Below are 26,481 nucleotides of genomic sequence, written 5' to 3'. Positions count from 1 at the left end.
TCAGCCTACTGGAATCTGGCCTGATCCCGCCGACCATCCATGCGCCGCCAGCAGCGGATGCCGAGTGACGGTCATTGGCGCGGCGCGGGCTCTGGCCGGTGGCCCGACTCTGCTGGCATCTTCAGTCCTTGCCGAACTCGCCGCTCAGAATCCCTGCCATGTCCTGCCGCTCGCCCAGCAGCCGGACCACGTCCAGATGGTCGGCCCGCTCAAAGTAGCACCAGATCAGCGGGAACCTGGGCACCCGCCACGTCCGAAGCCCCGGAATGCCAAGGGCCTTGCCCAGCGTGGGTGAGCCGATGCCGGGCTCCAGCTCCATCTGGTCGAGTGCAGCCTCGGTGGCCTTGGCCACCTTCACCGCCACCCGGCTGCCGGCCTGTCGGCGGTAGTACCTGACCTCGTCCTGCTGATCGCGCAGCGCCTGCGGGCGCAGAACCGCGGGCTTCAATCGGTGTCGCCGCGTGCGATGGCCAGCAGTGCCTGCGCGTCGGCCTTGGTGCGGCGCCGGCCAGGGCCGGAGGCCAGGCCTTCTTCGATCAGGTCGCGCAGCCGCTGCCGGGCTTGGGCTTCCTGGTCCCGGCGGACCAGGTCGCGGATGTACTCGCTGGTGTTGCCGTAGTGGCCGGTCGCGACCCGTTGGTCGATGTACTCGCGCATCGATTCGGGCAGGGCGAAGCTCATGGTGGCGCGGCTCATGCGGGCATCTTGTGGGCGTTGACAACTGTTGTCAAGTTGGCCGATGCAAGGATGGATCGACGCCGCCTGCGCGGGTCACGCAGCTCGCCACCCCCACCGCCGACCTCACCGCACTCTCCAGCAACGGCACCCCCGCCTCGGCATACGACCCACACCACCACACCCGCCGCCCCGGCTGCCCATGCAGTCGCTGCAGCGCCGCCAGCGCCGCCGTGTTGCCGGCGTCCACCAGCGGCCGCTCAAACCGCGCCCGGCTGATCACGCGGTCGTCGCGCGGGGCGCGCTGGGGCATCACGGTCTGGAAGATCGGTTCGGCGTGGCGCAGTGCGGGCTGCACGCGGTTGATCCAGATGGTGCTCTCGGGCTGCGGGTGCTCGGCGCACACGCGGGCGTTGACGGGCGACCAGTCGGTGCGGCGGGTGGGCATCAGCGTGGGGTCGCGGTGCATCACCACCTCCAGCGCGCGGTAGCGGAAGGCTGAGAGGGCGGCGGTTTCGTCGGGTGTGGCGTCGGCCAGCAGGGCCAGGGCCTGGTTGGCCTGGGTGGCGAAGACGACGTGGTCGAAGGCCTCGTCGCCGCGGGCGTGCAGCACGGTCACGCTGCCGTCGCCGTGCTGGCTGCGCCGCACGGCCTGCACGCCGGCCTGGCAGTGCACCTGGTGGATGCCGGCCAGCAGTTGGGCGGCCACGGCGTCGGCGCCGTCGCTGGCGCGGCGCACGCTGTGGCGGGCCAGGCCGGCGGCGGCGTAGCCGGCCACCACCTGGGCGGGGTAGGCGCGGGCGTCCTGGGTGTGGCAGGTGCCGATGGTGGCGATGGCGGGCAGCAGCAGGCCGTCGACGAACTCGGGCGCGATGCGCTCGTCGGCCACGAACTCGCCGATGCTGGCGCCGTTCAAGGCCCCTGCGGCCAGCGCGGCGCGGGCGCGGCGCTGGAAGCGCAGGGCGCCCGCGGCAATGCGACGCGCCCGCGGATGGGCCAGGTCCTGCGGCCACACATAGGGCACCGACCAGCTGCCCCAGCGCGCATTGCGCCAGCGGAAGTACAGGCCGCCATCGGCGCCGCTGAAGCTGGTGGCGTAGTCCACCGGCTCGGTGGCCACGCCCAGTTCGGCGTACAGGCGGGTCAGCGTGGGGTAGTAGCCGGGGTAGAACACGCGCAGCGGCACGTCCACGCGCAGGCCGGCCTGCGTGCCATCCAAGGTCACCGAACTGGCCACGAAGCCGGGCACGGCGTGGCGCTCGAACAGCGTCACCCGGTGCTGCTGCCGCGACAGCTGCCACGCGGCCGTCAGCCCGGCGATGCCGCCCCCGATCACGGCGATGTTCATGGGCACAGCCTAACCCAGCGCCTGCGCTGGCGGTACCGGGGGCGGTGCGGGGAGGCGTGCCTGGGCGATGGTGCCAGCGGGGCCGGCGCGGTTCAGCCGCTCACCGGGCGAGCAGGGCCATCCTGGCGAACAGGGCGACGCGGTCGATCAGGCCGCGCACACGCGGTTCTTGCCGCTGGTCTTGGCGCGGTACATGGCGTCGTCGGCGCGGCGTATCAGCGCGTCGAAACTGTCACCAGGGCGCCCGTCGGCCACACCGATCGACACGGTGCAGGCCAGCGGCTGACCGCCGACATCGATGGGTGTGCTGGCCACGGCCTGGCGCAGGCGCTCGACGATGCCGGCCGCGTCCTCGCGCCCGGCGCCGGGCAGCACCAGCGCAAACTCCTCGCCGCCCCAGCGCCCCGACAGGTCGCTGCGCCGCAGCGACACGGTCAGCACGTGGCCCAGCGTCTGCAGCACGGCGTCGCCGGCGGCGTGGCCGTGGCGGTCGTTGACCTGCTTGAAGTCGTCCACGTCCAGCAGCACGGCGGTGATCGCCTCGTCCTGCTGCAGCGCGCGCTCCAGCGCCTGCTGGCCCAGCTCGGTGAAGCGGCGGCGGTTCAGCAGGCCGGTCAGCTCGTCGTGCCAGGCCAGGTGCTGGGCGCGGCGGTGGGCGCCATCCACCTCGCGCAGCAGGTGCACGATGAAGCCGCCGATGGGGCCCGAGACCAGCATCGGCGCGATCGTGGCCACCATCAGCGAGCGGCGGAACGTGGGCGGGTAGCCCAGGCCCATCAGCTCGGTCAGCAGGATCAGTGCGCCCACCGACGCGGCCACGCTGAAGGCCATGAGCACCGGAATGCTCAGCCACAGCGGGCGGGTCAGGAAGAACAGGCGGACGGCTCGACGCATGTCGGTCTTATCGGCCGCTGGCGCCCAGACCTGAGGGCGCCACAGTCAGACCCTCCACGCAGGAACGCCCCGCGGAGTGGCCTCCACGGGGCGTTGGGTGGTCAGCAGGTCGGCCGTGCAGGCCGGCGCAGGATCACTGCTTGTTGGCGGCCAGCGCAGCCGGAGCCACCTTGGCGCTGCGGGCGCCGGTGCTGTTCATGTAGGCCAGGTTGTCGAACGGGTTGAACTCGCCCGAGCGGCGGGCGGCGTCCAGGTCGGCGCGCACCTGTTCGCGGGTCAGGCCACCGGTCTGGGTGGCGGCCACGGCCTGGGCGCCTTCGCGCACCTTGGCCAGAATCGGGGCGACCGGGTTGCCCACGCGCTCCTGCTTCAGGTAGGCCAGGTTGTCGAAAGTGTCCATCTGGCCGTTGGCGCGGGCGGCGGCCAGCTCGGCCTGGACCTGGGCGCGGGTGTTGACGTAGGTGTTGACCGACATGTCTTCGTTGGCCCAGGTGGTGGGGATGTTGCGGCTGGACTGGGCGAAGCTGGCGCCGGCGGCGATGGCCAGGGCGGCGGCGAAAACGGTCTTGACGGTGCGGTTCATGGTGAGGTCCTGTTCAAACGGAGGTGGTTGGTTCGTACACGGGGCACGGCGAATCAAGGTAAGCACTTGCTTTTCAGGATCGTCCTGTCCCACCTCGGTGAGTCGCTCTGTTATTGGGTTCGGCTCATCGATGGGATGAACTGTATAGACTCGGATTGCAGGAATAAACAGCCACAACGGATATGCTTCATTGCGAAAACGCGAACGAACCTCCCAGGCCGCACCGGACTGCGGGCCGGGTCGGGTCAAGAAGGATCAGCGCGTGTGGGAGGGCCGCTGACGGCGCGCGGCCACGGCTTCGGCCGCGGCATAGGCGGCCACGCCGCCCATGACGATCCAGCGGTTCATGTCGCTGGGAATCGGGGCCCAGAACAGCCCGCCGAACAGCAACAGCAGGAAGCCCGCCGCCCGTGCGGCCAGCCAGTCCCAGCGGTAGGGCAGCCCGATCGCGCGCGCCAGACGCTTCACGTCGTCCTGCCAAGCCGCATCGTTGCGCAGCACGACCGCCTGGAAACGCGACAGGCCGTGCAGGTCTGGCGGCAGGTCAGCATCACTGGGCAGCGTGGCGCCCTTCAGCAGCACGGGGATCACGCGGGGCATGCGTTCGAGGGCGCGGGCTACCTCGAGCCGCACGAAGTCGCGCTCGGGCAGCGCAGCGCGACGCTGCAGCTCGGTCAGCCAGCCCGGGCCGATCACGACGACGGCCACGTCGGCGCGCGACAGGGCCTGGTCGAGCACCTCGCTGAAGCGCGCGCCAGGGGCGATGTCCTCGTGGTCACGGAAGACCTGGTCCTTGCCCAGCAGAGTTTCCAGGTTCTCGGCCAGACGGCCGGCGTCCGACTCGCTGTCGCCGCGCCGGTAGCTGATGAAGACGCTGCTCATCGGCCTGCGCTCACCGGTACAGCTCACCGAGGATGCCGGCCGCTGTCAAGTGCTGGCGGGCGTCCAGCTGCGCCTGGGTGGCCGGCTCGGCGGGCGTGTTGGCGTTGCGCTTGTCGAACTCGTAGATCAGCGCCTGGGCACGTACCCGCGCCGAGAAGGGCAGGCGCGCCACCTCGACCGGCAGCTGGGTGCTGCCGCAGTCCAGCAGGTCCTGCAGGCGGCGCTCGGTCTCCGCGGTCTGCGGCACCTGGCGGTTGCGCGGCGCATCGGTGACAACGAACACGATCACCCGGTAGCGGCCCACCGGCGCGCGGAACAGCGATTGCACGAAGGCGCCGAAGCTGAGCTCGCGGTTGCGCGGCGGGTCCTGGCTCCAGCGGCCGGGGCCGGGGCTGGGCCGCCCGTCCTCGAGGATGCGCTCGATCCGGCTGACCAGCGCAAATCCATTGGGCACCGACAGGTAGGCGTTGGTGTAGTTCAACTTGTCCAGCGCGCCCTGCAGCCGCCGGCCTACGTCTCCCAGGGTGGTGGGCGCACCCTCGACCAACAGGGCCTGGCGCGAGATCTCGGTCTCGGACGTGGGCCGCGGCGGTGGCCAGTCCATGGGTGGCAGGCCGCCGGTGCTGCGGCCGTCGCCACAGGTCGCCGTGGAGGTGTCGGCGGGGCGGGTGGGATCGGTCGACGGAGCGCCGGCCGCCGGGGCTTCGAGGTTGTCGGCGTCGGGCGAGCGCGGGGGTGCTGGAGTCGGGCCAGGAGCCGGTACATGCTGAACGGCTGAAGCCGAGGTGATGGGCGGGGACGACGCCGCAGCCGCGGCAAACGCCGCCACTCGCGGCGCCAGGTCCGCTGGCTGAAGCCGCCCGATGGCTGCCTGCAGTCGGGCCCAGCCGATGCGGCGCTGGGCCTCCGCCGTGACTGCCTGGGCCTGGGCCGCGGCCAGCCTGCCCAACAGGACCGAGTACTCCGACACCGAGACCTGGCCGATGTCGAACTGGCTCTGCCTGATGGTGACCAGCTGGGTCAGTGCGTTGGCCCGGGACTGGTACATGGGCATCAGCGGTTCAAGTCGGCGGAGCGCCTGCCAGGCATCCTCGGCTTCGTCGGCCCGCGAGCCCGCCCTCTGCCGCACCTGATCCAGGCCTGGCATGGGACCGAACAAGGAGAACGGGCCGGACAAGTCGGCGGCCTCGCCGTAGCGCTGCAGGTAGTCCGCCTGCCGCTGCTCCAGCGCTGACACCAGTTGCTGGCGGGAGATCCGCGCGTCGGCCAGTTCGGCCTGGGTCTCCAGCAGCTGGACGCGTGGCGCCACACCGGCCGCCATGCGCCGATCCACCTCGCCGCTGACTTTCGCCAATCCGTTGACCAGCGCGTCACGCACGGCCAGCGTTTCCACCAGGCGGCGCAGCTCAATCTGGGCCAGCAGGCGCTCCAGCAGCGCGCGGTCCTGGACTGACGTGTCAGCCGCGCGCGGGACGGATGGCGTCTCGGGCGGTGCTGCCGCCACCGCGCAGCCCGCCAAGGCGACGCAGACCAGGCAGACGACCACCCCTGCAGTTCTGATGTTCATCGGCTTGAAGCCCGGCTTCACGACGGCTTCAATGTATACCAGGGGCAGGCCATCGGCAGCGGCCGGGCTCAGGGGGGCCGAGGACAGGCGAGCCACGCACTGCTGAAAAAGAAACGCCCCGCGGAGGGGGCCTCCACGGGGCGTTGGGTGGTCAGCAGGCCGGCCGTGCAGGCCGGCGCGGGATCACTTGCCGTTGGCGGCCACGGCAGCCGGAGCCACCTTGGCGCTGCGGGCGCCGGTGCTGTTCATGTAGGCCAGGTTGTCGAACGGGTTGAACTCGCCCGAGCGGCGGGCGGCGTCCAGGTCGGCGCGCACCTGTTCGCGGGTCAGGCCACCGGTCTGGGTGGCGGCCACGGCCTGGGCGCCTTCGCGCACCTTGGCCAGAATCGGGGCGACCGGGTTGCCCACGCGCTCCTGCTTCAGGTAGGCCAGGTTGTCGAAAGTGTCCATCTGGCCGTTGGCGCGGGCGGCGGCCAGCTCGGCCTGGACCTGGGCGCGGGTGTTGACGTAGGTGTTGACCGACATGTCTTCGTTGGCCCAGGTGGTGGGGATGTTGCGGCTGGACTGGGCGAAGCTGGCGCCGGCGGCGATGGCCAGGGCGGCGGCGAAAACGGTCTTGACGGTGCGGTTCATGGTGAGGTCCTGTTCAAACGGAGGTGGTTGGTTCGTACACGGGGCACGGCGAATCAAGGTAAGCACTTGCTTTTCAGGATCGTCCTGTCCCACCTCGGTGAGTCGCTCTGTTATTGGGTTCGGCTCATCGATGGGATGAACTGTACGGATTGACGGCCTGCGAATAAACTGTCGTCACGAACATGCACCATTGCTGAAAAAGGAATAGTTGAATGGACACGCTGCGCGCCATGCGGGTCTTTGCCCGCGTCGTCGACGAAGGCAGCCTGGCCGGCGCCGCCCGCGCGCTGGACCTGGCGCCGGCGGTGGTGACCCGGCTGGTGGCCGAGCTCGAGGCCCACCTGGGCGCTCGGCTGCTGAACCGCACCACCCGCAAGCTGGCGCTGACCGACGTGGGCGAGGCCTACCTGGACAGCGCCCGGCGCATCCTGGCCGAGGTGGAGGAGGCCGAGGCCCTGGCCGGCGCCGCGGTGTCCGAGGCGCGCGGCCACCTGCGCGTGCTGGCGCCGCCGGCGGTGGCGGTGCACCAGCTGGCCAAGCACCTGCCCGAGTTCCACCGCCGCCACCCGCAGGTGACGGTGGAGCTCAGCGCGCCCGGGCCGGTGGAGGCGGTGGACGAGAGCTTCGACATCACGCTGATGGCCGGCCGTGACGCCCCCGACGGCGGCTTCGTCGCCCGCCTGCTGGCGCTGACCGAGGTGATCACCTGCGCCGCGCCCGAGTACCTGGATCGCCGCGGCCGTCCGCTGCACCCGGCCGAGATGGCGCAGCACGATGTGCTGATCCCGCCAATCTCCGAGATCCAGCGCGGCGTGCGCTTCGTGCATGGCGCCAGCGGCGAGGCCTTCATCGCCACGCCCGACAAGCGCTGCGTGCTCAGCACCAGCCACACCGACACCAACTACGCGGCTGCGCTGGCCGGGCTGGGCATTGCGGCGCTGCCGTCCTTCGTCATCGACGACGCGCTGCGCGAGGGCGCGCTGGAGCGGGTGCTGCCGGGCTGGCGGCTGTTCAGCAGCCAGTTGTGGATCGGCATGCCCTCGCGCCGCTACGTGCCGGCGCGCACGCGGGCGCTGTGGGACTACCTGCTGGAGGTGTTCGGCGGCGAGGCGCGCGACCCCTGGCTGGCCGCGGCCGGATGCGAAACCCTGGCCGGGCCGCCGGGCGCGGCCTGTTCCTGAGGCGCCGCGGGCGCGGCCGCGCTCAGAAGGTGTAGCCCACCGCCACCTTGGCGTCCTGCATCGGCTCGATCAGCGGCAGCAGGGGCTTGAGCGGCGCGTAGCGCATCGCCACCTTGGTGGCGTAGGCGAAGAAGCGCGGCAGGTCGGCGCTGTAGGCGGGCTTGCCGTCACGGTGCTTGAGGCGGCAGAAGATGCCCAGCACCTTCAGGTGGCGCTGCAGGCCCATCCACTCGACCTGGCGCCAGTATTCGCCGAAGTCCTCGTTGACCGGCAGACCGGCGCGGCGGGCGCGCTCCCAGTAGCGCACGGTCCAGTCGATCTCGCGTTCCTCGTCCCAGGAGATGAAGGCGTCGCGCAGCATCGAGGCCACGTCGTAGGTCACCGGGCCGCGCACCGCGTCCTGGAAGTCCAGGATGCCGGGGTTGGGCTCGCTGAGCATCAGGTTGCGCGGCATCCAGTCGCGATGCACCGCCACCGTGGGCTGGGCCAGCGCGCTGGCCACCAGCGCGTCGCACACCCGCGTCCACAGGCCCTGCTGGGCCTCGGTCCAGGTGATGCCGAACTCGCGCTGCACGCACCACTCGGGGAACAGCGCCAGCTCGCGGCGCAGCAGCGCGTCGTCATACGCCGGCAGGCCGCTGGGGTCGACCTGGCCCTGGAACTGCACCAGGGCCTTGAAGGCGTCGCGCATCAGGGTGTCGGCCTGGGCGGTGCTGGCCTCGCGCAGCGCGGCCAGGTAGGGCGTGCGGCCCAGGTCGGCCAGCAGCACGAAGCCCTGGGCCTCGTCGGCCGCCAGCACCGCCGGCGCGTGCAGGCCGGCGCGGGCGATGCGCCCGGCGATGTCGATGAAGGGGCGCACGTCCTCCTGCGGTGGCGGCGCGTCCATCACGATGCGCGAGCCGCCGTCCAGCGTGGCCAGGCGGAAGTAGCGGCGAAAGCTGGCGTCGGCCGAGGCGGGCGCCAGCGTGTCCAGGCGCAGGCCCTGGCTGTCGGCCAACGGCGTGATCCAGGCCAGGAAGGCGCTGTGTCGGGCCGCGTCGGGCCACTCGATCTGATCGGGAGAAACGGTCATAGGGTGGCGAAGGCCCTCGGAGATAATCGAATTTTACGTGGGCCGTGCCCGCCATCGTCCCGCCGTGCTCCGCCCACGCCCGTCCACCGCCGCTCACCGCCTGTCCAGCGCGCGCCTGCCGCGGCTGGTGCCGGTGGCTGCCGCGGTGGCGCTGGGCCTGAGCGCGGCGCCGGTGGCGGCGATGAAGATCGACACCACCGACGACCGGGTCACGCTGGAGGCCGACCAGATCCGCAGCCAGCTGGACGACCTCAGCGTCGCCCGCGGCAACGTCGATCTGCGCCAGGGCGACCTGCGCCTGACCACCGACCTGCTGGAGTTCTCCACCCGCCAGCGCCGTGCCTGGGCGCGTGCCCCGGTGCGGGTGGAGCAGGCCGGCAACCTGCTCGAAGGCCGCAGTGCCGAGGTGAAGCTGGACACCCGCGAAGGCCAGATCGACGGCGCCCGCTACCGCATCGCCCGCACCGGCGGCGGCGGCACGGCGCGGGTGCTGAACTTCACCGGCACCGATCGCCTGGCCGCCGAGCAGGCCAGCTACACCAGCTGCCGCGCCGACGACCCCGACACCGCCGACTGGGTGCTGCAGGCCGACCGGCTGTCGCTGGATTTCGAGCACAACGACGGCCGCGCCGAGGGCGCCTCGCTGCGCTTCCTGGGCGTGCCCATCCTGGCGCTGCCGGTGCTGAGCTTTCCGGCCACCGGCGAGCGCAAGTCGGGCTGGCTGCCGCCCACCATCTACCCGTTCGACAGTCGCAACGGCTTCGAGCTGGAGACGCCCTACTACGTCAACCTGGCGCCCGACCACGACCTGACGCTGACCCCCGGCGTGCTGACCCGCCGCGGCCTGTCGCTGACCGGCGAGTACCGCTACCTGTGGGCGCAGGACGAGGGCCGCCTGAAGGCCCACTGGCTGCCCAACGACCGCACCACCGGGCGCAGCCGTGGCGCCGCCGACATCGACCTGCAGGGCGAGCGCGCCAGCGGCCTGCACTACCAGCTCGACCTGCAGCACGCCAGCGACGACAGCTACTGGAAGGATTTCTCGCGCGTGCTGCCCAGCCTGACGCCGCGCCTGCTGGCCCAGGACCTGCGCGCCAGCCAGCCGCTGTCCTCCTGGCTGGGCCTGCCGCTGCAGGCCTATGCGCGGGTGCTGGGCTGGCGCACGTTGCAGGTGGCCGACGCGCCGATCCTGCCGCCCTACCAGCGCCTGCCGCAGCTGGGCCTGATGGGCCAGGGCGAGGCGCTGGCCGGGTTGAACTGGTCGACGCAGCTGGAGTTCAACCACTTCACGCTGCGCAACCGCGCCACCGGCGACACCCGCCCCGACGGCGAACGCGCCCACCTGCTGGGCGCGCTGTGGTGGCCGCACGACCTGTCCTGGGGCTGGTTCACGCCGCGCATGGCGATCAACGCCGCCAGCTACCGCACCGACCAGGCGATGAGCGACGGCCGCACCCGCGCCAGCCGCGCCATTCCCACGCTGAGCCTGGACACCGGCCTGCGCTTCGAGCGCAGCACCGAGCTGTTCGGCCGCACGCTGTCGCAGACGCTGGAGCCGCGCCTGCACTACGTGCGCACGCCCTGGCGCAACCAGGACACGCTGCCCAACTTCGACAGCTCGGTGAACGATTTCAACGAGATCTCGATCTACCAGGACAACGGCTTCTCGGGCGTGGACTTCGTCACCGATGTCCACCAGGTCACGCTGGGCGCCGGCAGCCGCTGGTTCGACCCGGTGGGCGGCGGCGAGTTGCTGCGCCTGGGCCTGGCCCAGCGCTACCTGTTCAAGGACCAGCGCATCACCCCCGAGCGCCTGGGCGCCTCGGGCCTAGGCGCCGAGAGCGGCGTGGCCGCCTCGCGCTTCTCCGACGTGCTGCTGTTCGGCTCCAGCACCGTGGTGCCCCAGTGGCGCTTCGACGTCAACCTGCAATACAACACCGACCGCCAGCGCACCACCCGCTCGATCCTGGCGGCGCGCTGGCAGCCGGGAGACTTCAAGACGCTGTCGGCCACCTACCGCTTCGCGCGCGAGCTGTCCGAGCAGGTGGAACTCGGCTGGCAATGGCCGATCTACCAGCGCGAGACCCCGCGCGCCGGTGGCAGCGCCTGCGGCGGCACGCTCTACGGCGTGGGCCGCATCAACTTCAGCCGGCGCGATGCCCGTGTCACCGAAGGCCTGGCCGGTCTGGAGTACGACGCCGGCTGCTGGATCGGCCGCGTCGTGGCCGAACGCGTGTCCACCGGCACCAGCGAGGCCACCACCCGGCTGATGGTGCAGCTCGAGCTGATCGGCCTGTCCCGCCTGGGGCCCAGCCCCCTCAAGGTCCTGAAGGACAATATCCCCGGCTACCGAATGCTGCGCGACGACGGCGCGGCCAGCACCACCTCCCCATGAGCAAGCACACCTCCCTGCTGACCTGCCTGAGCCTGGCTCTGGCCCTGAGCCTTGGCACCGCCGCCCATGGCCAGAGCAGCCGCACGACGGCGCGTTCGGCCGACTACATCGTGGCGGTGGTCAACAACGAGCTGGTCACCCAGATCGAGGTTGAACAGCGCGCGCAGCGCCTGCGCGAGGACCTGCGCCGCGCCAACAGCCCCATGCCGCCCGAGGACGAGCTGCGCCGCCAGGCGCTGCGCGACCTGATCGACGAGCGCGTGCAGGTCACCTGGGCGCGCGAAAGCGGCTTGAAGGCCGACGACCTCGAGGTTGACCGCGCGGTGGCCAACATCGCCTCGGCCAACAAGATGACGCTCGAGCAGTTCCGCACCCGCCTGCGCGACGAGGGCATGGACTACCAGCGCCTGCGCGCCAACCTGCGCGACCAGCTGCTGGCCGAGCGCGCCCGCGAGCGCGAGGTGCCCGCGCGCATCCGCGTCACCGACAGCGAGGTCGAGAACTTCATCGAGGCCCGGCGCAACCAGGCCGGCGCCACCCAGACCCTCAACATCGCCCAGATCCTGGTCAGCGTGCCCGAAGGCGCCGCGGCCGACGTGGTCGCGCAGCGCCAGGCGCGCGCCGACGAGGCGCTGCGCCGCGTGCGTGGCGGCGAGAGCTTCGCCGTGGTGGCGCGAGACATGTCGGACGACAGCGCCGGCCGCGAACGCGGCGGCGAGCTGGGCAGCCGCCCGGCCGACCGCCTGCCCGACCTGTTCGTCGAGGCGGTCAAGCCGCTGGCGGTGGGCGCCGTGGTGGCCGCCCCGGTGCGCAGCGGCGCCGGCTTCCATGTGCTCAAGCTGCTCGAGCGCAGCGAGGCCATCGCCACCGCCACCCAGACCCGCGCCTCGCACATCCTGCTGCGGCCCGGCGCCAGCCTGAGCGTGGACGCCGCGGCGCGCCGCCTGGGCGAGCTGCGCGATCAGATCGCCAGCGGCAAGCGCCGCTTCGACGAGGTGGCGCGCAGCGTCTCCGAGGACGGCAGCGCCGCCCAGGGCGGCGACCTGGGCTGGGCCAACCCGGGCGCCTTCGTGCCCGAGTTCGAGGAGGTGATGAACCGCCTGCCGGTGGGCAGCATGTCCGAGCCCTTCCAGTCGCGTTTCGGCGTGCACCTGCTGCAGGTGACCGACCGCCGCCAGGTGCCGGTGGACATCCGCCAGCTGCGCGAGCAGGCGCGCAACGCGCTGCGCGAGCAGAAGTACGACGCCGCCTTCACCGAGTGGATCGACGAGCTGCGCGCCCGCGCCTACATCGAGATGCGCGAGCCGCCGCAGTGAAGCACCTGGCGCGCAAGCGCTTTGGCCAGCACTTCCTGACCGACAGCGCCATCATCGCCGGCATCGTGCGGGCGATCGACCCGCGGCCCGGCCAGGCCCTGGTCGAGATCGGCCCCGGCCTGGCGGCGCTGACGCAGCCGCTGGTCGAGCGCAGCGGCCGGCTCACCGTGATCGAGCTCGACCGTGACCTGGCCGCCCGGCTGCGCCAGCGCCCTGACCTGGACGTGGTCGAGTCCGACGTTCTGCAGGTCGACTGGCGCGCGCTGGCCGCCCGCCTGGGCGCGCCGAAGCTGCGGGTGGCAGGCAACCTGCCCTACAACATCTCCTCGCCCATCCTGTTCCACCTGCTGCCGGTGGCCGACATCGTCGAGGACCAGCACTTCATGCTGCAGAAGGAAGTGGTCGACCGCATGGCCGCCGCGCCTGGCAGCAAGGCCTACGGGCGCCTGAGCGTGATGCTGCAGTGGCGCTACGACATCGAATCGCTGTTCGACGTGCCGCCCGAGAGCTTCGATCCGCCGCCGGCGGTGGACTCGGCCATCGTGCGCATGCTGCCCTGGCCGCAGCCGCCGCAGCTGGACGCCGCGCGGCTGGAGGAGATGGTCCAGGTGGCCTTCTCGCAGCGCCGCAAGCTGCTGCGCCACACGCTGGGCCGCTGGCTCGAGGCGCAGGGTTTTGGCGGCCAGTTCGACCTGCAACGCCGCGCGGAAGAAGTGCCGGTGGCCGAGTACGTGGGGCTGGCGCAGGCGCTCTGAACCCACGGCCTGGCCGCTCAGGCCACCCCGATCAAGCCGCCCCGATCAAGCCACGTGCCGCAGCCCGTCGACGATGTCGATGCGCGCCATGCGCCAGGTCGGCCAGGCGGCGGCCACCAGGCCCACCACCAGCGCGGCCAGCGCCTGCAGCGCCACCGTGGTGCCGGACACTTCAAACACCGGCAGGAAGCTGCTCAGGCCCGCGCCGATGCCGGCCACCATCGGGAAGGTCAGCGCGATCGCCAGACCACCGCCCAGCGCCGCGATCAGCAGGCTCTCGCCCAGCAGCAGCCGCGCCACGAAGCCCGGCCCGAAGCCCAGCGCCTTGAGCGTGGCGTATTCCGACAGGCGCTCGCGCGCGGTCATCGCCATGGTGTTGGCCATCACCACCATGATGATCACCACGACGATCAGGCTGACCGCCTCGATCGCCGCCAGCAGCGCGTCACTCATCGAGACGAAGCTCAGCTGGAACGCGGCTTCGGTTTCGGTCAGCGTCTCGGCCAGCGAGTTGCGGAACTCGGCGTCGATCGCCTGCGAGACCAGCGCCGCATTCGCCGGCTGGTCGATGCCGACGATGAAGGCACCGGTGTTGTCGCCGCGGCCGGGGAAGCGCTTCTTGATGCTCTCGTTGATCAGCGCGTAGTGGAACAGCATCTGGTTCTCGTCGGTGCGGCTTTGCGCGCCGTCGTAGATGCCGCGGATCGTGAAGCTCCAGGTGCCGGGGTAGATCGTGCCGCGCAGCGGCACGGTGTCGCCCAGCTTCCAGCCGTACTTCTGCGCCAGCTTGCGGCCGACCACCGCGCCCTGGCGGTCCTTCAGGAAGGCCAGGCGCTCCTCGTCGCTCAGCAGGTACTCGGGGTACAGGCGCAGGTAGGTGTCGGGCTCGACCGCGAACTGCGGGAAGAAGTTGCGCTCGTCGATGTAGATGCCGCCGAACCAGTTGGCCCACGAGACCACCGTGACCCCAGGCACCGCCTTCATCCGCTGCGCATACGACAGCGGCAGCGCAAAGGTCAGCGACACCGCATGGCGCGTCACCAGGCGGGTGCTGGAGCTGGCCTCGACACCGGCGTACCAGGCGTCCACCAGCGTGCGCAGCAGGCCGAAGGCGCCGATCGCCACCACCAGGCCGACGATGGTCAGCGCGGTGCGCAGGCGGTGCCGGAAGGCGTTGCGCAGCAGCAGGCGCAGCAGGAACACCTCAGGCCTCCGGCAACTCGTCGACCAGCACGCCCTTTTCCAGGTGCACCAGGCGCTGCGCGCGCGCCGCGGCCTTGGGGTCGTGGGTGACCATGACGATGGTCTTGCCCAGGTCGCGCACCAGCGCGTCCATCAGGCGCAGCACCTCCTCGCCGGTGGCGCGGTCGAGGTCGCCGGTGGGCTCGTCGGCCACGATCAGCGAGGGGTCGGTCACCAGCGCGCGGGCAATCGCCACGCGCTGCTGCTGGCCGCCGGAGAGTTCATTGGGGTAGTGGTCGGCGCGGTCGGTGAGACCCACCAGGGACAGCACCTGGTCCACCCGCTCGGCCCGCTCGCGGCTCGACAGGTCGGTCAGCAGCAGCGGCAGCTCGACGTTCTCGTGCGCGCTGAGCACCGGCAGCAGGTTGTAGAACTGGAAGATGAAGCCCACGTGCGCGGCGCGCCAGTCGGCCAGCTCGCCCTCGTCCAGCGTGGCGATGTCGACGCCGCCGATCTCGATCATGCCGCTGCTGGGCTGGTCGATGCCGGCCAGCAGGTTCAGCAGCGTGCTCTTGCCCGAGCCGCTGGGCCCCATCAGCGCGATGAACTCGCCGGCCTGCACCTCCAGGTCGATGCCTTGCAGCACCGGGATCAGCTGGTCGCCGCGCTGGTAGCTCTTGGCCAGCTGGCGCACCCGGATCAGCGGCGCCGCGGCGCCGGGCGTGCTCATCGGCCGGCACCCGAGGCGGCCACGCTGACCGCGGTGCCCGCCTGCAGCGAGGCCGCCGGTGCCAGCACCACCCGGTCGCCGGCCTTCAGGCCGTCGGCGCTCACCTCGACCAGCTCGCCCAGCGTGCGGCCGCGGCGCACCGGCACGGCTTCCAGCACGTCGCCGGCGCCCAGGCGCCACAGCTGCGGCTTGCCGTCGCGCTCGACCAGGGCCTGAGGCGACACCGCCAGCAGCGGCTTGAAATCCTCGTCGGTCACCGCCTGGCTGAGAAAGCCCACCTTGGCGCTCATCTCGGGCAGGATGCGCGGGTCGAGCTTCTCGAAGCGCACCTTGGTCATCACCGTGGCCTTGGCGCGGTCGACCGTGGGCACGATGCGCGCCACATTGCCGCGGAAGCGCTCGCCGGGCAGCGCGTCGAGCGTGATCTCCACCGGCTGCTCCAGCTTGAGCTTGCCCACGTTCGACTCGCTGACGTCGGCCTCCACCTCCAGCGTGGCCATGTCGGCCAGCGTGACCACCGCGCCCGAGGTGCCGCTGGCGTTGGAGAAGGGCGTGATCAGGTCGCCCACGTTGGCGTTCTTGAGCAGCACCACGCCGTCGAACGGGGCGCGGATCTCGGTGGAGTCGCGCCCCACCTGCTGCACCCGCACCTGCGCCCGCGCCACGCCGATGGCGGCCTGCGCGGTGCCCAGCGCGGCCTGCGCCGCGGCGGTGCTGCTGCGGGCTGTGGCGGCGCGGGTCTCGGCCGCGTCCACCGCCTGCGGCGAGACGAACTGCTGCGCCGCCAGGCCGCGGGTGCGCTTGAGGTCTTCCTCGGCCTGGGCCTGCAGGGCGCGCGCCTGGACCAGGCCGGCCTCGGCCTGCTTCAGCGCGGCCTCGGCCTGGCGCACGCCGGCCTCGGACGCGGCCAGCGCGGCCCCCACGTCGGACGCATCCAGGCGCGCGATCAGCTCGCCGGCCTTGACGGTGCTGCCCTCGCGCACGCGCAACTCCAGCAGCCGGCCGGTGGCCTTGGACGACACCGCCGCGCGCCGCTGCGCCACCACGTAGCCGGACGCCGCCAGCTGCACATACTGCTGCGCGCCGTGCGAGGCCTGCACCGTGCCCACCTGCACCGCGGGCCGGCGCGGCATCAGCAGCGCCGCGGCCAGGCCCAGCACGACCAGGCCGCCCAGGATCCAGGGCCAGCGGCGGCGGCGGCGCGCGCGGCCGGGACCGTCACGCTGGATGCGCAGGGCGGACAGCGCCGCAGCACCGGCGGCAGGGGCGGGGGAGGAGACAGACTCGGCCATGGGTGGCGAGCATGCCATGAATCCGCCCCCTGTCCTGCGCGCATACTGGGTGCCCCGACCGGTCCGATGCCTTTGCCCCAGGAGCGTGCGCATGAACCCTGCCTTCGCCGTGCAGCCGATGTCGTCTGCGCTGGGACCGGCCTGGCTGCACTTCTTCGACCACGTGGCCTTTGCCGACCATCCGCGCTGGGCCAGCTGCTACTGCCAGTTCCCGAGCTTCGACCACGACCACCAGGACTGGCAGGCCAGCACCGCCCAGGACAACCGGGCGCGCGCCTGCCAGCGCATCGCCAGCGGCCAGCAGACCGGCGCGGTGGCCCTGGCCGACGGCGCGGTCATCGGCTGGTGCCATGCCGGCGCCTGGACCGATTGCCGCATCATGGACGACGCGCCCGAGCCGCTGGCCGACCGCCTGGGCGCGATCACCTGCTTCGTCGTCGCGCCGGCCTGGCGCGGCCGCGGCGTGGCCACCGCGCTGCTGGCCCAGGCCTGCGCCCAGCTGCAGGCCCAGGGCTTCGAGGCGGTGGACGCCTGGGCCGACCCCGTGGCCGCCGACGCGGCCGCGATGCACACCGGCCCGCTGTCGATGTTCGAGGCCGCGGGCTTCGTGCCGCTGCGGCAGGTGGATGGCCGCTGGCTGATGCGGCGCCCGCTGAAGGCCGGCTGACGACGCGCTGCACACCCCCGGGGGTTTAAGCCGGCGCTCATCGGCGCGCCGAACAATGGGTCATGCCTTCACGGGAGACCCACCCCATGTTCCACACCCCAGCCGGGCGCGGCCTTGTTGCCGTGGCCCTGTGCGCCGCACTCACCGCCTGTGGCGGCGGTGGCGGCAGCGACGGCGGCGGCGATGGCGGCAGCGGCAACGGCGGCGGTGCCGCCACGCTGCTCAGCCAGCCCGCCAACACCACCGGGCGCCTGCTGGCGTCCAACTGCTTCCAGTGCCACGGCACCGGCGGCCAGGGCGGCTTCGAAGCGATCACCGGCGAGGCCGACGAGGTGCAGCGCTACCGCAGCCTGGCCGCGCACCCGGCACGCACCGACATCATGGCCGCCCATGCCCAGGGCTACACCGACGCGCAGATCGCGGCCGTGATCCGCTACCTGCAGCAATGACACCAGGAGACCCGATGAACACGCCTCGACCCCTCGGCCGCCGCCAGTGGCTGGCCTTCGGCCTGGCCTCGCTGGGCGGTGCGCTGCTCAGTGGCGCCGCCCGCTCCGACAGTGACGGCGGCAGCCGCAACGTGGTCTACCGCCTGGTGCCCAGCGGCCCCAGCGCGCAGGTGGTGGTGGTGGGTGGCGGCATGGCCGGCACCACCGTGGCCAAGTACCTGCGCCTGTGGGGCGGCGCGGGCCTGCGGGTGACGCTGGTCGACCCCGACGGCAGCTACACCTCCAACATCCTCAGCAACGAGGTGCTCACCGGCGCCCGCACGCTGACCAGCCTGGGCTACGGCCGCCAGGCCGTGGCCGACCGCTACGGCGTGGTGCTGCGCCAGGCGCGGGTGCAGTCGCTGGATGCCGCCGCGCGCCGCCTGACGCTGGACGACGGCAGCACGCTGGACTACGACCGCCTGGTGCTGGCCCCCGGCATCGCCTTCGACGAGGCCTACGGCCTGAGCGCCACCGACTACGCGCAGCGCACGCCGCACGCCTGGCGCGCCGGCCCGCAGACCGAGCTGCTGCGCCAGCAGATCGCCTCAATGCCGGCCGGCGGCACCTTCGTGATGAGCATTCCCGCCGCACCCTACCGCTGCCCGCCCGGCCCCTACGAGCGCGCCTGCCTGGTGGCCGATGCGCTGAAGGCCCGCGGCCCCGGCGCCCGCGTCATCGTGCTGGACCACAACCCGGTCATCCAGGCCGAGGTCGAGACCTTCACCCGCGCCTTCAGCGTGGTGCACGGCGGTGTCATCGACTACCAGGCCGGCATCAGCGGCCTGCAGATCGACGCCGCCACGCGCCAGGTGCAGTGGACCGATGCGCTGGGTGCGCCGCAGCGCGTGCAGGCCGACGTGGTCAACCCGATCCCGCCGCAGCGCGCCGCCGGCAGTGCCGCCGGCGAGTGGCTGGCGCTGGCCGGCCTGGCCAATGGCAACGGCGGCCGCTGGGCGGCGGTGGATGTGCTGAGCTACGAATCCACGGCGGTGCCCGGCGTGCACGTGATCGGCGACGCCGCGCAGTGCGGCCTGCCCAAGGCCGGCCACGTGGCCAACCAGGAGGCCAAGATCTGCGCCGACGCGGTGGTGCGCCTGCTCTCGGGCCAGCAGCCCGATGCGGCGCCGGTGGCCAACTCGGCCTGCTACTCGCCCATCACCGCCGGCACCGCCTCGTGGCTGACCGCGGTCTACCAGTTCGACCCGGCCACGCGCAGCATGAAGCTGGCCGCCAACAACGGCAGCAGCGTGGGCGCCAAGGCCACCGAGGCGGCCAGCATCAGCAGCGGCAACTACCGCCAGATGCAGACCTGGTTCACCACGCTGATGGGCGACAGCTTCGCCTGAGGACGCTGTGGCAGCATGGCGACCCCATGCAGATCCGCCCCGAATCGCCCGACGACAGCGCCGCGATCCATGTCGTCACTGAACTGGCCTTCCGCGGCCACCCGCATTCCGACGGCTCCGAGCCGCGCATCGTGCGCGGCCTGCGCGACGCCGGGGCGCTGAGCGTGTCGCTGGTGGCCGAGGTGGACGGCGTGGTGGTCGGCCACGTGGCGGTGTCACCGGTGACGATCAGCGACGGCTCGCCAGGCTGGCACGGCCTGGGGCCGATCTCGGTGCTGCCGGCCTGGCAGCGCCAGGGCGTCGGCTCGGCGCTGATGCAGGCCGCGCTGGAGCGCCTGCGGTCACAGGGCGCTGCGGGCTGCGTACTGCTGGGCGATCCGGCCTACTACGGCCGCTTCGGCTTTGCGGCGCGCCCGGGCCTGGTCTATCCCGGGCCGCCGGCCGCGTACTTCATGGCCTTGCCGCTGGCTGGCGTGCTGCCCCAGGGCGAGGTGAGCTACCACCCGGCCTTCTCGCCGGGCGGCTGACGCGCTGCAGCCTCAGGGCAGGGCCCATTCGTAGGCGCCCAGGTCGATCACGGCCTGTCCGTCGCCATTGCCGTCGACGACACGGCGCTGGCCGGCCAGGTCCCGCCGGCCCACGGCTGCGGTGGCCTGCCCCGCATCGATCGCCGGCGAGCCGGCCTGCAGCCGGTAGGCCACGGCCGGCTTGCCACCGGTGAGCAGCGGGTCGACCGACAGGTTGCCCTGGGTGCCGATGATGCCGGTGCAACTGCCCGACAGCAGGGTGCCCCGGGTGGCGAACAGGTCGTTGGTGCGGAACTGTGGCGGCGCCGTGCTGTAGGAGGTGTCGCAGACCACCGCGACCGCGGTCCCGGAGGCGCGGACGATGTTGTTGGTCAGCTGGATCTGATCGGCGAACCCGGTGGTGTGGATCTCGCTGCCGTTGTCGCCGAGGTTGTCGGCGACGGTGTTGTTCACCCAGACACCACCGGTCGAGCCGAACGGCGGCGACAGGTACAGACCGCCACCTTGCACGGCGCGGTTGGCGACCACCAGGTTGCTGGCCACGATCGGCTGACTGTCGTTGTACGTCGCCACGCCACCGCCCTGGGAGCCCGCCAGGTTGCCGCGGATGATGTTGCGCTCGACGCGCACCACGCCGCTGGCGTTGATGCCGATGCCGCCGCCTGCCATGTCGGTCTGGTTGTTCTCGATGACGTTGTCCACCACGACAGCGTCACCACTGCCACCGATGTAGATGCCACCGCCGAGGGTGCCGCCCGAGCAGCCGTTCTGGTGGTTGCCGAAGATGCGGTTGCGGCGGACCAGCGCCCCTGAGAAATACAGGCCCACGCCGTTGCCGCTGCAGGCCGAGCTGCCGGTGATGTGGTTGCCGTCGATCGTTGGCGAGGCCATCACCACGTTCACCCCACCGCCGTTGAGCGGGAATTGCGCGGCATTGCCGTTGCGCAGCGTGAAGCCCCTGATCACCGATTGGCGGCCTTCGCCGTTCTGGAAGATCACCACCGAGTCACGCTGGCCGCCGTCGATGATGGTGCTCTTCGGGCCATCGGTGCTGTGCACGGTGATGGCCTTGCCGAGGAAGTCGATGTTCTCGTTGTAGGTGCCTGGCGACACCAGCACGTCGTCCCCGTCCTGGGCCGCTTCAATCGCGCGCTGGATCGAGCGTCGGTCCTGGGGCACGCGCAGGGTGACGGCCTGGGCGCACAGGGCGGTGCCGAGCAGGGCGACGATGGGCAGATAATGGGCAGGCTTCATGGGTTTTCCTCCTGGGTTGGTGCGGGTCGCCGAGCCTGTGGCGCTCCCGCCGTGGTGTCATGTCGATGGGCTGGATGCCGCCGGGGCCAGCGGCGCGAAACGCGGCGCCGCCGCTGCGCTGATGCGCCCCTGCGCATCGCGCGTGAAGGTGCCGCGCGCCTGGTGGTGCGGGTGGTCCAGCGCCTCTTCCAGGCCCAGCACTGGCGCAAAGCACACATCGGTGCCCTCCAGCAGCGCACACCAGTGGGCGCGCGGCTGGCTGGCGAACAGGGCGGTGAAGCGGGCCTTCAGTGCCGGCCAGGTGCTGACGTCGTACTGCGCGGCGGGGTCCACATCGCTCAGGCCCAGCCTGGACAGCAGCAGTGCGTAGAACGGCGGCTCCAGTGCGCCCAGCGTGACCACGCCGCCGTCGGCGCAGGCATAGGCGTCGTAGAAGGGCGAGTCGTGGAAGGGGCTGGGTGCGCCAGCGGCGAGCTGGCCGCCGCCGTGGATCCAGTGCACCAGGCCGCCGAGCATGGCCACCACGTCGGTGATCGCGGCATCGACCACGCGGCCCTGGCCGGTGGTGCGCGCGGCCAGCACGCCGGCAGCGATGCCGAAGGCCAGGCCCAGTGCGCCAGCGGCGTCGCCCAGCACCGTGGGCGGCACCTGCGGCATCTGGCCCGGCCGCGCGGCCAGGCCCATCAGGCCGGTCAGCGCGATGTAGTTCATGTCGTGGCCGGCGGCGTGGGCCAGCGGGCCGCTCTGGCCCCAGCCGGTCATTCGGCCGTAGACCAGGCGCGGGTTCAGCGCTGCGCAGTCGGCGGGGCCCAGGCCCAGGCGCTCCATCACGCCGGGGCGGTTGCCCTCGATCAGCGCGTCGGCGCTGGCGATCAGGTCGCGCGCGCGGGCCAGGCCCTCGGGGGTCTTCAGGTTGACGGGCTCGATGCGCTTGCCCTCGCGCAGCGGGCTGGGACCGGAGCCGCCCAATTGGTCAGCCACCGCGGCGGGGCCGGGGCGCACCAGCGCGATCACGTTGGCGCCATGCTGGGCCAGCCAGCGACCGGCCAGCGGGCCCGGGCCCAGGCCTTCGAACTCGACGATGGTCAGGCCCTGCAGGACCGGGGCGAGAGAGGTGTTCATCACAGCGTGCGGGCGATCAGGTCCTTCATGATCTCATTGGCGCCGCCGTAGATCTTCTGCACCCGTGCGTCGGCAAACAGGCGCGCGATCGGCGTCTCGGCCATGTAGCCGTAGCCGCCGAAGAGCTGCAGGCAGCGGTCGGTGACCTGGCACTGCTGCTCGGTGGTCCACCACTTGGCCATGAAGGCGGCACTGTCGTCCAGGGTGCCGTCGTGCAGGCGCTGGATGCAGTCGTTGACGAAGCTGCGCACCACATGGGCCTGTGTGGCCACCTCGGCCAGCGTGAAGCGCACCGTCTGCAGGTCCCACAGCGTGCCGCCGAAGGCCTGGCGCTGCTTGACGTGGTCCAGCGTCAGCGCCACCGCCAGGTCGATCGCCGCCGCCGCCCCCACCGCCAGCAGCGTGCGCTCATAGGGCAGCTGGCTCATCAGCTGCGCAAAGCCCTGGCCCTCGACGCCGCCCAGCAGGTTCGCCGCCGGCACGCGCATGTTGTCGAAGAACAGCTCGCAGGTGTCGCTGGCGTGCATGCCGATCTTCTCGAGGATGCGCGCCTGAAAGCCCGGCAGGCCCTCGGTCTCGGCCACCAGCAGCGACACGCCTTTCGATCCCTCGCCCCCGGTGCGCACCACCAGCACCAGCAGGTTGGCGCTGTGGCCGTTGGTGATGAAGACCTTGCTGCCGTCGACCACGTAGTCGTCGCCGTCGCGGCGGGCGCGGGTGCGCACCGCCTTCAGGTCGGAGCCGGCGCCGGGCTCGGTCATCGCGATGCCGGCCAGCAGCTCGCCGCTGGCCAGGCGCGGCAGCCAGCGCGCCTGCTGCTCGGGCGTGCCGTAGTCCAGGATGTAGTGCGCGGCGATGGTGTGCACGGCCACGGTGCCGCTGACCTCGGCGCGCGCCAGCTCATCCGTGACCACCATCTGGTAGGCCAGCGGGGCGCCAGCACCGCCCCAGGGTTCAGGCAGCTCGGGCAGCAGAAAGCCCATCGCGCCGAAGCCGCGCCAGACCTCGCGCGGCACATGGCCCTGGCGGCGCCAGTCGGCCACGTGGGGCGCGATCTCGGCATCCACGTAGCGGCGCACCGCGTCGCGGAAGGCGGCGATGTCGGCGTCCATCCAGGCGTGCTGGTGCAGGCGCGGCATCATGCGGCGGCGCCTTCCACGGCTTCGTACAGTGTGACCACGCAGGCACCGCCCAGGCCCAGGTTGTGCTGCAGCGCCAGCCGCGCGCCGGGCACCTGGCGCGCGCCCGCCTGGCCGCGCAGCTGCTGGACCAGCTCGGTGCACTGCGCCAGCCCGGTGGCGCCCAGCGGGTGGCCCTTGCTGAGCAGGCCGCCCGACGGGTTGGTGACCACCCGGCCGCCGTAGGTGTTGTCGCCATCGGCCACGAACTGCGCGGCGCCGCCCTCGGGGCACAGGCCCAGCGCCTCGTAGCTCAGCAGCTCGTTGTGGGCGAAGCAGTCGTGCAGCTCGACCAGTTGCACGTCCTCAGGACCGACGCCGGCCTGTTCATACACCTGCCGCGCAGCGGCGCGTGCCATGCTGAAGCCCACCACCTCGCGCATGTCGCCGGCCTCGAACGTGGCGGGGCCGTCGGTGGTCATGGCCTGGGCGCGGATGCGCACGTCGCGGCGCAGGCCGTGGCGGCGTGCGAAGTCGTCCGAGCAGATCAGGGCCGCCGCCGCGCCGCAGGTGGGTGGGCAGGCCATCAGCCGCGTCATCACGCCGGGCCAGACCACCGGCGCGGCCATCACCTCCTCGGTGCTGAGCGGCTTGCGCAGCAGCGCCAGCGGGTTGTTCGCCGCGTGCCGGCTGGCCTTGGCGCGGATCGCGGCGAAGGTCTCCAGCGGCGTGCCCCACTGCCGCATGTGGGCCAGGCCGGCGCCGCCGAAGTAGCGCAGCGCCAGCGGGATCTCGGCGTGGCCCACCAGGTCTTCGGTGGCGGCGTCGAAGCGGTCGAAGGGCGTGGGCCGGTCGTCGAACACCGCGCCCAGCGCGCCGGGCTTCATCTGCTCGAAGCCCAGCGCCAGCACGCAGTCGGCCGCGCCGTGCGCCACCGCCTGGCGCGCCAGCCACAGCGCGGTGGAGCCGGTCGAGCAGTTGTTGTTGACGTTGAGAATCGGGATGCCGCTCAGCCCCACCTCATAGAGCGCGCGCTGGCCGGCGGTGGAGTCGCCGTAGACATAGCCCACATAGGCCTGCTGCACCTGGGCGTAGTCCAGGCCGGCGTCGGCCAGCGCCAGGCGGGTGGCCTCGGCGGCCATCTGCGGGTAGGGCGCGCTGGCGCCGGGTTTGGCAAAGGGGATCATGCCGACCCCGGCCACCAGAACATGCTGCTGCTGCTGCATCGCTGTCTCCATGCCGCCTGCCCGCGGGGCAAGGGCTCAGCCCAGGTCGGCCTTCAGGTAGTGGGCGCCGGGGATCGGGTTGTAGTAGTAGGGCGGCACTTCCTCGAAGCCCAGGCTGGCGTAGAGCTCGCGCGCGGCCTCCATGTCGTCCAGGGTGTCGAGCAGCATGGCCGAGTAGCCGGCCTGCAGCGCGGTGTCCATCAGCGCCTGCGCCAGTTGCCGGCCCAGGCCGAAGCGGCGGAAGGCGCGGCGCACGTACAGGCGCTTCATCTCGCAGGCGTTGGCGTAGTCCACATCGGGCAGCGGACGGAAGGCGCCGCAGCCGGCCAGCTCGCCGTCCACCCAGGCCAGCAGCAGGCCGCCGGTGGGGGCGGCGTAGTCGCCGGGCAGCGCGGCCAGCTCGGCCTCGAAGCCCTGGAAGCACAGGTCCACACCCAGCGCGGTGGCGTACTCGCGGAAGATGGTCCGCGTGGCGTCGAGCGCCTCGGGCGTGTCGGGGCTGAGCAGCTGGATCTGCGGGGTGTCCATCGCCTGCGCGAGGTGACCGGGGAGCGCGAGTCTACCCGGCGTGCGTCAGAACGCCGGGGCCGCCTCACCCAGCGAGAACACCCAGCCCATCAGCGCCACGCAGGCCGCGAACAGCACCAGCGCCAGCAGGCGCTGGCCCCAGCCGTCGGCGCTGGCGGGGGTGTCCGGGGGCAGCGGCTTGTCGCCGTGCAGCATCGGGCGCACCAGGTTCTGGCCCTTCTTCTTCAGGTAGAAGACGATGGCGCTGATGTGCAGCACCACCAGCACGATCAGCAGCAGCTTGCCCAGCTCGGTGTGCCAGCCGGTGGCCAGGCTGGCCTGCGCACTGGTGACGAAGCGGTTGAGCGGGCCGGTGGTGGCGATCTCGTCGTCGGCCACCAGCCCGGTGGCCACCTGCAGCAGCAGCAGGCCCAGCAGCGCCAGCACGCTGAGCGCACCCAGCGGGTTGTGGCCCACGTCCAGGTGCTCGTCCGGCCCGGTCTGGCCCTTCAGGTAGCGCACGATGGTGCCAGGCGTCTTCACGAAGCTGGCAAAGCGCGACCAGCGCCCGCCCACCAGGCCCCACAGCACGCGGAAGATCAGCAGCGCGCCGACCACCATGCCCAGGCGCAGGTGCCACTCGATCAGGTTGCCGCCGATCTGGCCGGTGACGACCAGGCCGATCACGCAGAGCACCAGGGTCCAGTGGAACAGACGGGTGGGCAGGTCCCAGACGCGCACGGGGGTGGGGGAGTTCATCTCGGTGGAGGGCTTGGCTATGTCCTGACGCGACCATACCGCGATCCGGCCCCGGCCGGGAATCCCCCCGGGGCTTTTCACGCGGCGGGGAATAGCGCCGGGCCGGGCTGCGTACACTCGACACGACCCGCCCGCTGCTGTGCCTGGCGCGCGGTACGTGCCCTGTACACCCGACCACCCCACACCGGAGGATCTGCATGAAACGTCTTGCCCTGGCCCTGACCTGCGCCACCTTGTTCGCCGCCCTGCCGGCCCACGCCCAGTTCCAGAAGCCCGAGGACGCGATCAAGTACCGCAAGGGTGCCTTCACCGTGATGGCCGCCCACTTCGGCCGCATTGGTGCGATGGCCCAGGGCAAGGTGCCCTTCGACGCCGCCGCCGCCCAGTCCAACGCTGAGATTGTCGCCACCCTGTCGCGCCTGCCCTTCACCGCCTTCGTCGAGGGCACCGACAAGGGCGAGACCCGCGCCAAGCCCGAGATCTGGACCGACGCCGCCAAGTTCAAGGAGGGCAGCCAGGCCATGATCGACGCGGTGGGCAAGCTCAACGCCGCCGCCAAGACCGGCAACCTGGATCAGATCAAGGCCGCCTTCGGCGACGCCGGCAAGACCTGCAAGGCCTGCCACGACAACTTCCGCAAAGAGTGAGATGGAGCCCCCGGGCTGACGGGTACGTCAGCCCACCCCCCGAGGGGGTGCGCAGGCCGCTTCGGAGCGGCCGTGCGCTGGCCTGCGCTCAGCCCTGTTGATTCGGGTATCCGGTCCCAGAGGGGGTGCGCAGGCCGCTTCGGGCAAGACTGGACGTGCTGACGTCCTGAGGACGTCAGCTCGCCTGTCGCGCCGGGCGAGCTCTGCGAGCCCGTGGACCAGGCCGTGCGCTGGAAGAACTTTGTGCCCCCGGGCTGACGGGTACGTCAGCCCACCCCCCGCCGGGGGTGCGCAGGCCGCTTCGGGCAAGAC

General features: G+C 71.9%; 27 protein-coding genes. 9 read left to right on the top strand and 18 right to left on the bottom strand.

Going from position 1 to position 26,481, the window contains the following annotated elements; genetic code table 11:
• Positions 1 to 121: 121 nt before the first annotated feature.
• The 8 genes from KAK07_RS09070 to KAK07_RS09035 all read right to left on the bottom strand — a co-directional run bounded on the left by KAK07_RS09070 (position 122) and on the right by KAK07_RS09035 (position 6,582).
• On the bottom strand, positions 122 to 448 hold the full coding sequence (locus KAK07_RS09070) for a type II toxin-antitoxin system RelE/ParE family toxin (RefSeq protein WP_210860334.1): 327 nt from the start codon (positions 446 to 448) through the stop codon (positions 122 to 124).
• On the bottom strand, positions 445 to 696 hold the full coding sequence (locus KAK07_RS09065; RefSeq protein ID WP_210860332.1) for a type II toxin-antitoxin system ParD family antitoxin: 252 nt from the start codon (positions 694 to 696) through the stop codon (positions 445 to 447). Before KAK07_RS09065 ends, KAK07_RS09070 begins: the two co-directional genes overlap by 4 nt.
• A 31-nt stretch (positions 697 to 727) precedes the next feature.
• Positions 728 to 2,023, bottom strand: coding sequence for an FAD-dependent oxidoreductase (locus KAK07_RS09060; RefSeq protein ID WP_210860330.1), 1,296 nt, complete (start codon positions 2,021 to 2,023; stop codon positions 728 to 730).
• 147 nt (positions 2,024 to 2,170) lie between these two features.
• Entirely contained in the window at positions 2,171 to 2,917 is a 747-nt protein-coding gene (locus tag KAK07_RS09055; protein WP_210856371.1) for a GGDEF domain-containing protein, read from the bottom strand.
• 133 nt (positions 2,918 to 3,050) lie between these two features.
• Positions 3,051 to 3,500 carry a DUF4148 domain-containing protein gene (locus KAK07_RS09050; RefSeq protein WP_210860329.1) on the bottom strand — a complete coding sequence of 150 codons (450 nt, stop codon included), beginning with the start codon at positions 3,498 to 3,500 and terminating at the stop codon, positions 3,051 to 3,053.
• Positions 3,501 to 3,755: 255 nt separating this feature from the next.
• Entirely contained in the window at positions 3,756 to 4,382 is a 627-nt protein-coding gene (locus tag KAK07_RS09045; protein ID WP_210860327.1) for a toll/interleukin-1 receptor domain-containing protein, read from the bottom strand.
• 10 nt (positions 4,383 to 4,392) lie between these two features.
• The gene (locus KAK07_RS09040) at positions 4,393 to 5,949 is read right to left on the bottom strand and encodes a hypothetical protein (RefSeq protein ID WP_210860324.1); all 1,557 of its coding nucleotides are present in this window, start codon (positions 5,947 to 5,949) and stop codon (positions 4,393 to 4,395) included.
• Positions 5,950 to 6,132: 183 nt separating this feature from the next.
• A complete protein-coding gene (locus tag KAK07_RS09035; RefSeq protein ID WP_210860322.1) occupies positions 6,133 to 6,582 on the bottom strand; it encodes a DUF4148 domain-containing protein in 450 nt (149 codons plus the stop codon).
• A gap of 212 nt (positions 6,583 to 6,794) precedes the next feature.
• Here KAK07_RS09035 and KAK07_RS09030 point away from each other — a divergent pair, with 212 nt between their 5' ends.
• Positions 6,795 to 7,763: a LysR family transcriptional regulator gene (locus tag KAK07_RS09030; protein WP_210856373.1), complete on the top strand. Its 969-nt coding sequence runs from the start codon at positions 6,795 to 6,797 to the stop codon at positions 7,761 to 7,763.
• Between the two features lie 22 nt (positions 7,764 to 7,785).
• Here KAK07_RS09030 and KAK07_RS09025 read toward each other — a convergent pair whose 3' ends face one another.
• Complete coding sequence (locus tag KAK07_RS09025; protein WP_210860320.1) at positions 7,786 to 8,835, bottom strand: aminoglycoside phosphotransferase family protein; 1,050 nt, start codon at positions 8,833 to 8,835, stop codon at positions 7,786 to 7,788.
• A 64-nt stretch (positions 8,836 to 8,899) separates the two neighbouring features.
• Here KAK07_RS09025 and KAK07_RS09020 point away from each other — a divergent pair, with 64 nt between their 5' ends.
• Genes KAK07_RS09020 through rsmA form a run of 3 tightly spaced genes read left to right on the top strand, consistent with a single transcriptional unit; the run spans position 8,900 to position 13,301 of the window.
• Positions 8,900 to 11,230 carry an LPS-assembly protein LptD gene (locus KAK07_RS09020; RefSeq protein ID WP_210860318.1) on the top strand — a complete coding sequence of 777 codons (2,331 nt, stop codon included), beginning with the start codon at positions 8,900 to 8,902 and terminating at the stop codon, positions 11,228 to 11,230.
• Positions 11,227 to 12,546, top strand: coding sequence for a peptidylprolyl isomerase (locus tag KAK07_RS09015; RefSeq protein ID WP_210856376.1), 1,320 nt, complete (start codon positions 11,227 to 11,229; stop codon positions 12,544 to 12,546). The genes KAK07_RS09020 and KAK07_RS09015 overlap by 4 nt, the downstream gene beginning before the upstream one ends.
• Positions 12,543 to 13,301, top strand: a complete 759-nt coding sequence (gene rsmA / locus KAK07_RS09010) for a 16S rRNA (adenine(1518)-N(6)/adenine(1519)-N(6))-dimethyltransferase RsmA (protein ID WP_210856377.1) — start codon at positions 12,543 to 12,545, stop codon at positions 13,299 to 13,301. Before KAK07_RS09015 ends, rsmA begins: the two co-directional genes overlap by 4 nt.
• Before the next feature lie 45 nt (positions 13,302 to 13,346).
• Here the strand turns inward: rsmA and KAK07_RS09005 are convergent, their stop codons facing one another.
• From KAK07_RS09005 to KAK07_RS08995, 3 genes are read right to left on the bottom strand one after another with little or no spacing between them, the layout of a single operon-like run.
• On the bottom strand, positions 13,347 to 14,504 hold the full coding sequence (locus KAK07_RS09005; protein ID WP_210860316.1) for an ABC transporter permease: 1,158 nt from the start codon (positions 14,502 to 14,504) through the stop codon (positions 13,347 to 13,349).
• A 1-nt stretch (position 14,505) separates the two neighbouring features.
• Positions 14,506 to 15,213, bottom strand: coding sequence for an ABC transporter ATP-binding protein (locus KAK07_RS09000; protein WP_210860314.1), 708 nt, complete (start codon positions 15,211 to 15,213; stop codon positions 14,506 to 14,508).
• Positions 15,210 to 16,505, bottom strand: coding sequence for an efflux RND transporter periplasmic adaptor subunit (locus KAK07_RS08995; protein ID WP_210860312.1), 1,296 nt, complete (start codon positions 16,503 to 16,505; stop codon positions 15,210 to 15,212). The genes KAK07_RS09000 and KAK07_RS08995 overlap by 4 nt, the downstream gene beginning before the upstream one ends.
• 91 nt (positions 16,506 to 16,596) lie before the next feature.
• On the opposite strand from KAK07_RS08995, the gene KAK07_RS08990 reads away from it, so the two are divergent.
• The 4 genes from KAK07_RS08990 (at position 16,597) to KAK07_RS08975 (ending at position 19,536) form a co-directional block, all read left to right on the top strand.
• Positions 16,597 to 17,172 carry a GNAT family N-acetyltransferase gene (locus KAK07_RS08990; RefSeq protein ID WP_210860310.1) on the top strand — a complete coding sequence of 192 codons (576 nt, stop codon included), beginning with the start codon at positions 16,597 to 16,599 and terminating at the stop codon, positions 17,170 to 17,172.
• Between the two features lie 86 nt (positions 17,173 to 17,258).
• Positions 17,259 to 17,621, top strand: a complete 363-nt coding sequence (locus KAK07_RS25725) for a c-type cytochrome (RefSeq protein WP_210860308.1) — start codon at positions 17,259 to 17,261, stop codon at positions 17,619 to 17,621.
• A 14-nt stretch (positions 17,622 to 17,635) separates the two neighbouring features.
• Positions 17,636 to 19,009 carry an FAD-dependent oxidoreductase gene (locus KAK07_RS08980; RefSeq protein ID WP_210860306.1) on the top strand — a complete coding sequence of 458 codons (1,374 nt, stop codon included), beginning with the start codon at positions 17,636 to 17,638 and terminating at the stop codon, positions 19,007 to 19,009.
• Between the two features lie 26 nt (positions 19,010 to 19,035).
• Positions 19,036 to 19,536: a GNAT family N-acetyltransferase gene (locus KAK07_RS08975; RefSeq protein ID WP_210856384.1), complete on the top strand. Its 501-nt coding sequence runs from the start codon at positions 19,036 to 19,038 to the stop codon at positions 19,534 to 19,536.
• A 12-nt stretch (positions 19,537 to 19,548) separates the two neighbouring features.
• On the opposite strand, the gene KAK07_RS08970 is transcribed toward KAK07_RS08975, so the two are convergent.
• From KAK07_RS08970 to KAK07_RS08945, 6 genes are read right to left on the bottom strand one after another with little or no spacing between them, the layout of a single operon-like run.
• A complete protein-coding gene (locus tag KAK07_RS08970; RefSeq protein ID WP_210860304.1) occupies positions 19,549 to 20,790 on the bottom strand; it encodes a choice-of-anchor Q domain-containing protein in 1,242 nt (413 codons plus the stop codon).
• Between the two features lie 57 nt (positions 20,791 to 20,847).
• A complete protein-coding gene (locus tag KAK07_RS08965) occupies positions 20,848 to 21,912 on the bottom strand; it encodes a CaiB/BaiF CoA transferase family protein (protein ID WP_210860302.1) in 1,065 nt (354 codons plus the stop codon).
• Positions 21,912 to 23,054, bottom strand: coding sequence for an acyl-CoA dehydrogenase family protein (locus tag KAK07_RS08960; RefSeq protein ID WP_210860301.1), 1,143 nt, complete (start codon positions 23,052 to 23,054; stop codon positions 21,912 to 21,914). The genes KAK07_RS08965 and KAK07_RS08960 overlap by 1 nt, the downstream gene beginning before the upstream one ends.
• A complete protein-coding gene (locus KAK07_RS08955) occupies positions 23,051 to 24,256 on the bottom strand; it encodes a lipid-transfer protein (protein ID WP_210860299.1) in 1,206 nt (401 codons plus the stop codon). The genes KAK07_RS08960 and KAK07_RS08955 overlap by 4 nt, the downstream gene beginning before the upstream one ends.
• A gap of 36 nt (positions 24,257 to 24,292) precedes the next feature.
• Positions 24,293 to 24,784 (bottom strand): GNAT family N-acetyltransferase, encoded by a 492-nt coding sequence (locus KAK07_RS08950; RefSeq protein WP_210856389.1) that lies wholly within the window; start codon positions 24,782 to 24,784, stop codon positions 24,293 to 24,295.
• 45 nt (positions 24,785 to 24,829) lie between these two features.
• Positions 24,830 to 25,522 carry a cytochrome b/b6 domain-containing protein gene (locus tag KAK07_RS08945; protein ID WP_210856390.1) on the bottom strand — a complete coding sequence of 231 codons (693 nt, stop codon included), beginning with the start codon at positions 25,520 to 25,522 and terminating at the stop codon, positions 24,830 to 24,832.
• Between the two features lie 197 nt (positions 25,523 to 25,719).
• On the opposite strand from KAK07_RS08945, the gene KAK07_RS08940 reads away from it, so the two are divergent.
• Entirely contained in the window at positions 25,720 to 26,169 is a 450-nt protein-coding gene (locus KAK07_RS08940; protein ID WP_210856391.1) for a c-type cytochrome, read from the top strand.
• The last annotated feature ends 312 nt before the right edge of the window (positions 26,170 to 26,481 follow it).

This window comes from Ideonella alba (assembly GCF_018069875.1).
GTDB classification, from domain to species: Bacteria; Pseudomonadota; Gammaproteobacteria; order Burkholderiales; family Burkholderiaceae_C; genus Ideonella; species Ideonella alba.
Note: the sequence above shows the minus strand (reverse complement) of the source record. Positions and strands in the feature narration are given on the sequence as shown.